This window comes from Streptomyces himastatinicus ATCC 53653 (genome assembly GCF_000158915.1).
In the GTDB taxonomy this organism is placed as follows: domain Bacteria; phylum Actinomycetota; class Actinomycetes; order Streptomycetales; family Streptomycetaceae; genus Streptomyces; species Streptomyces himastatinicus.
Genome location: NZ_GG657754.1, coordinates 3438051 through 3443151 on the forward strand (window position 1 = coordinate 3438051; position 5101 = coordinate 3443151).

At 71.7% G+C, this 5101-nt stretch carries 5 protein-coding genes and 1 riboswitch; of the genes, 3 read left to right on the forward strand and 2 right to left on the reverse strand.

Annotated elements, in window-relative coordinates:
* Both SSOG_RS13955 and SSOG_RS13960 read right to left on the reverse strand, forming a co-directional pair.
* The coding region (locus SSOG_RS13955; protein WP_039941060.1) for an enhanced serine sensitivity protein SseB C-terminal domain-containing protein at nt 1–687 on the reverse strand (687 nt) is incomplete at its 3' end.
* A 249-nt stretch (nt 688–936) separates the two neighbouring features.
* Nucleotides 937–1632 (reverse strand): AAA family ATPase, encoded by a 696-nt coding sequence (locus SSOG_RS13960; protein WP_009714870.1) that lies wholly within the window; start codon nt 1630–1632, stop codon nt 937–939.
* Between the two features lie 187 nt (nt 1633–1819).
* Nucleotides 1820–1928: riboswitch (glycine riboswitch) on the forward strand.
* A 194-nt stretch (nt 1929–2122) separates the two neighbouring features.
* Between SSOG_RS13960 and gcvT the strand changes: the two genes are divergently transcribed.
* The 3 genes from gcvT to glyA all read left to right on the forward strand — a co-directional run bounded on the left by gcvT (nt 2123) and on the right by glyA (nt 5079).
* The gene (gene gcvT / locus SSOG_RS13965; RefSeq protein ID WP_009714871.1) at nt 2123–3250 is read left to right on the forward strand and encodes a glycine cleavage system aminomethyltransferase GcvT; all 1128 of its coding nucleotides are present in this window, start codon (nt 2123–2125) and stop codon (nt 3248–3250) included.
* A 157-nt stretch (nt 3251–3407) separates the two neighbouring features.
* Nucleotides 3408–3788, forward strand: a complete 381-nt coding sequence (gcvH, locus tag SSOG_RS13970; protein ID WP_009714872.1) for a glycine cleavage system protein GcvH — start codon at nt 3408–3410, stop codon at nt 3786–3788.
* Between the two features lie 25 nt (nt 3789–3813).
* Complete coding sequence (gene glyA / locus SSOG_RS13975; protein ID WP_009714873.1) at nt 3814–5079, forward strand: serine hydroxymethyltransferase; 1266 nt, start codon at nt 3814–3816, stop codon at nt 5077–5079.
* Nucleotides 5080–5101: the final 22 nt, after the last annotated feature.

The following is a 5101-nucleotide window of genomic DNA, read 5'->3' on the forward strand; positions in this document are numbered from 1 at the left end:
CGCGCCGAGCGCCCGGCCGAGCGCCTCCACCGCGAGGGCCTGCCCCTCCGGGCCCGGCGCGTCCAGCTGGACACCGACGAAGAGCGCAGGCTGATCGCCCTCGACGCTGGCCAGCGCGCGCCGCGCGGTACGTACTCCGGGCTCCCTCGCGAACTCGATCCCGGCGGAAGCCAGGAAGTCGACCGGCTCCTCCTGCCAGTCGGGCTCGAACAGCCGCACCCGGCCCCCGCGCGCCGGGCCGTCCAGCGCGCTGCGTCCGGCCTTGCACAGCTCCTCGACCGCGGACGGCGGCAGCGGGACGCCGACCGGCCCGTCCGGGTTCACCACGATGCCGAGCTGCGGCGGCAGCCCGCGGGCGAACTCGACGGCCGGGGCGACCGTGAACGACATATGGCCGCCGACGATCTGGAGGAACTGCTGCTCGGAGCTGAAGACCGGTACGTACGCCTGGCCCTCGATCTCCACGGTGGGCAGGTCGAGGCTGCGGCTGTCGGGGCCGCCGCCGTTCGGCAGCGGGATCCAGACATGGCTGCGGGCGAGCGTCTCCACGATCCGCGCTCCGGCGCCCGCGACCCCGATCGAGGCGCCGAGCACCTCTTCCAGCTCATTGCCGGGAAACGCGGGATAAGCGCCGTCGGGAAATCCTCCGTGAGCGGGGGTTATGCCCTGGTGCTCCGGGATACTCATCTTCGTCCAACCGCCATCTCGTCCGACCTGCACCAGCACCCTAACGGCTGCGCGGCAAAAGGCCATGGGCCGCCCGGCCATCTCCACAGCACTTCCTCACGCCGAGGTCACGCCGCGGGCACATCGGGGGCGGCACCGGGGCGGCTCCGCGACGGCGCCGGGGCGACGCCGGGGGCGTGCCACCGAAAGGCGCCGTTACGTTCGGTCACCTTCCGGTGGCTCGTTTCCTACTGGTGCCCGACTCGCAGGTCACTCGAAGGAGATGCTCCGCAGCCGGCTCGCGGTTGCCCGGTCCAGCAGCACGGCGGAGGCGCAGCCCTCGGGCGGCAGCCCGCTCTCCACCCGCGTCACCAGCCGGTCCATCGCCCGCCGGTGCCGCCCGAAGGCGGAGCCGGAGACGCCCCGGCCGCGGGCGGCCTGGCCCTCCAGGGCGACCGCGGGGTCCACGTCCAGCAGCACCAGATGCAGCCCGCGGCCGGTGCGCCGGGCGTCCCGGGCCAGCCAGCGGCGCACCCAGGGCTGTGAGCCGCAGTCGTGGATGACGACGCCGGCGCCCGAGCGGACCGCCCGGCGCAGCCCCACGTAGTGGGCGCAGCGGACCAGCGGCCGGTAGACCGCGTACGGCAGCCAGCGGGGCATGCGTCTTTCCCAGGTCTCCCGGGTGTTCTGCGAGTCCACCCGCACCACGGGCCTGCCGCCCGGGTCGCATCCGGGGACGACCCGGCTGATCAGGGTCGACTTGCCGCTGCCGGGCAGCCCCGAGGCGATGATCAGGTCACGCGCCGGGTAGCGCAGCTCCGCCCCCACCCCGCCGCGCAGATCGTGGACGGCGGCGCGGCGATCCGGTCTGACCGTGCCGCCCGACGGCGTCCGCTCCTGCGGCGTCCGCTCCTGCCGCGCGGGCAGGGTCTCTCGGGTTGTCGCGTATGTTCCCTGCCCGTGCACCGTGATCGTCCTCCAAGGTCGGTCAAGCGGCTCCGTACCCCGAGAGTGTCAAGAAAAGGTAATGGCCATCAAGGAGGCCCCGGCGCGACCCCGCTCACAGAACAGCGCAAGATCAGGGGTTCCCTTCCGGAGTGGACGTGCGATGATGTCCGCGCCAACTGCGTAAGCCAACTGCATACCGGCCGCTCGAATCCGCGCGGGAGAGTCCTCGGTCACCGGCTCCGCCGAATCGTCCGAGGCGCCGAAGGAGCAAGCCCTCCCTTGAATCTCTCAGGCCCCGATACCGCACGGATGAGGCAGATCTGAAAAGCGGGTCACGCTGTCCGTGGCCCCACCCAAGGTGCAAGCCCGGCCAGTCCCGCCCCGCGGGAATGGTCACGGCGAACCTCTCAGGTTCCGATGACAGATGGGGAGGACGCTGTGCCGTCCTTGTCGTCCCATCCGCCCCACCGCACGTCATCGCCGTGACCATGACCCCGGGAGCCGCACCATGACCGACGCCCCGCCCACGCCCCGCCGCACCGCGCTGGACGCGGTCCACCGTGCGCTCGGCGCCACCATGACCGACTTCGCGGGCTGGGACATGCCGCTGCGGTACGGGAGCGAGCGCGACGAGCACACCGCGGTGCGCACCCGCGCCGGGCTCTTCGACCTCTCCCACATGGGTGAGATCGCTCTCACCGGGCCGCAGGCCGCCGACGCCCTCGATCACGCCCTGGTCGGCCATCTCTCGGCGCTCGCCGTGGGCCGCGCCCGCTACACCATGATCTGCGACAGCGAGGGCGGCATCCTCGACGACCTGATCGTCTACCGGCTCGCCGAGCAGGAGTACCTGGTCGTGGCCAACGCCTCGAACGCCCAGGTGGTGCTGGACGCGCTGACCGAGCGCGCCAGCGGCTTCGACGCCGCCGTACGGGACGACCGCGACGCTTACGCGCTGCTCGCCGTCCAGGGGCCGCAGTCCCCCGGGATCCTGAAGGGGCTGACCGACGCCGACCTGGACGGGCTGAAGTACTACGCGGGGCTGCCGGGGACCGTCGCGGGCGTCCCCGCTCTGATCGCCCGCACCGGCTACACCGGCGAGGACGGCTTCGAGCTGTTCGTCGCGCCGGACGACGCCGAGCGGGTCTGGCAGGCGCTGACCGAGGCGGGCGCCCCGGTGGGCCTGGTGCCGTGCGGCCTGTCCTGCCGGGACACGCTGCGCCTTGAGGCGGGGATGCCGCTGTACGGGCACGAGCTGGGCACCGACACGACCCCGTTCGACGCGGGGCTCGGCCGGGTGGTGAAGTTCGCCAAGCCCGGCGACTTCGTCGGCCGCGGGGCGCTGGAGGCCGCGGCGCGCGAGGCCGAGGCCCGGCCGCCGCGCGCACTGACCGGCCTGGTCGCCGAGGGCCGCCGGGTGCCGCGCGCCGGTTACGCCGTGCTGGGCCCTGACGGCTCGGAGATCGGCCGGGTCACCTCGGGCGCCCCGTCCCCGACGCTGGGGAAGCCGATCGCCATGGCGTACGTCGACGCGGAGCACGCCGCGCCCGGCAGCCCGGGAGTGGCGGTGGACATCCGCGGTACCCGGGAGCCGTACGAAGTGGTCGCGCTCCCCTTCTATCGCCGCGAACGCTGAAACCTCCCTTTCCGGCGTCCTCCGGCGTCTTCCGGCGTCGCGCACGGCCCGACCTCCCCTTCTCTGACCGTGCGCGCCGAAACCTCCCGTGACCCGTCTGTCTCACCACTGAAGACCCGTTTCCCAAGCACTCCCCTCTATCCAGGAGAATCGGACCATGAGCAACCCCCAGCAGCTGCGCTACAGCAAGGAGCACGAGTGGCTGTCGGCCGCCGACCAGGACGGCGTGTCGACGATCGGCATCACCGAATACGCGGCCAACGCGCTCGGCGATGTCGTGTACGTCCAGCTCCCGGATGTCGGCTCCACCGTCGCCGCCGGTGAAACCTGCGGTGAGCTGGAGTCCACGAAGTCGGTCAGCGACCTGTACGCGCCGGTCTCCGGTGAGGTCACCGAGATCAACGAGGACGTGGTGAACGACCCGGCGCTGGTGAATTCCGCCCCCTTCGAGGGCGGCTGGCTGTTCAAGGTGAAGGTGACGGACGAGCCGGACGGCCTGCTCTCCGCCGAGGAATACGCCGCCTTCTCCCACAACTGACCCTCCTTACTCGATCGGGACCCTGATGTCGCTTCTGAACAGCTCCCTCCACGAGCTCGACCCGGACGTCGCCGCTGCTGTCGACGCCGAACTCCACCGCCAGCAGTCCACCCTCGAAATGATCGCCTCGGAGAACTTCGCTCCGGCCGCCGTCATGGAGGCCCAGGGCTCGGTCCTGACCAACAAGTACGCCGAGGGCTACCCCGGCCGCCGCTACTACGGCGGCTGTGAGCACGTCGACGTGGTCGAGCAGATCGCCATCGACCGCATCAAGGAGCTCTTCGGCGCCGAGGCCGCCAACGTCCAGCCGCACTCCGGCGCCCAGGCGAACGCCGCCGCGATGTTCGCGCTGCTCCAGCCCGGCGACACCATCCTCGGGCTGAACCTGGCGCACGGTGGCCACCTCACCCACGGCATGAAGATCAACTTCTCCGGCAAGCTCTACAACGTGGTGCCCTACCACGTGGACGCCGAGACCGGTCTGGTCGACATGGACGAGGTCGAGCGCCTGGCCAAGGAGCACCGCCCCAAGCTGGTCATCGCGGGCTGGTCGGCGTACCCGCGCCAGCTCGACTTCGCCGCCTTCCGCCGCATCGCGGACGAGGTCGGCGCGTACCTGATGGTCGACATGGCCCACTTCGCGGGCCTGGTGGCGGCCGGGCTCCACCCCTCCCCCGTACCGCACGCCCACGTCGTGACCACCACCACCCACAAGACCCTGGGCGGTCCGCGCGGCGGCGTCATCCTGTCCACCGCCGAACTGGCCAAGAAGATCAACTCCGCGGTCTTCCCCGGTCAGCAGGGCGGCCCGCTGGAGCACGTCATCGCGGCCAAGGCGGTGTCCTTCAAGGTCGCCGCGGGCTCCGAATTCAAGGAGCGCCAGGAGCGCACGGTCGAGGGCGCCAAGATCCTCGCCGAGCGGCTCACCCAGTCCGACGTGACCGAGGTGGGCGTCTCCGTCCTCTCCGGCGGCACGGACGTGCACCTCGTCCTGGTCGACCTGCGCAACTCGGAGCTGGACGGCAAGCAGGCCGAGGACCGTCTCCACGAGGTCGGCATCACGGTCAACCGCAACGCCATCCCGAACGACCCGCGGCCGCCGATGGTCACCTCGGGTCTGCGGATCGGCACCCCGGCGCTCGCCACCCGCGGCTTCACCGCCGAGGACTTCCGCGAGGTCTCGGACATCATCGCCGAGGCGCTCAAGCCCTCGTACGACGCCGAGGGGCTGAAGGCGCGGGTCACCGCCCTCGCCGACAAGCACCCGCTGTACCCGCACCTGTCGAAGTAACCCGGGTCCTGGCCTCGCGGGG

Bases quoted from the DNA above. Each gene is read 5' to 3' on its own strand.
- glyA (WP_009714873.1), top strand. From the start codon at position 3,814: ATGTCGCTTCTGAACAGCTCCCTCCACGAGCTCGACCCGGACGTCGCC.
- gcvT (WP_009714871.1), top strand. From the start codon at position 2,123: ATGACCGACGCCCCGCCCACGCCCCGCCGCACCGCGCTGGACGCGGTC.
- gcvH (WP_009714872.1), top strand. From the start codon at position 3,408: ATGAGCAACCCCCAGCAGCTGCGCTACAGCAAGGAGCACGAGTGGCTG.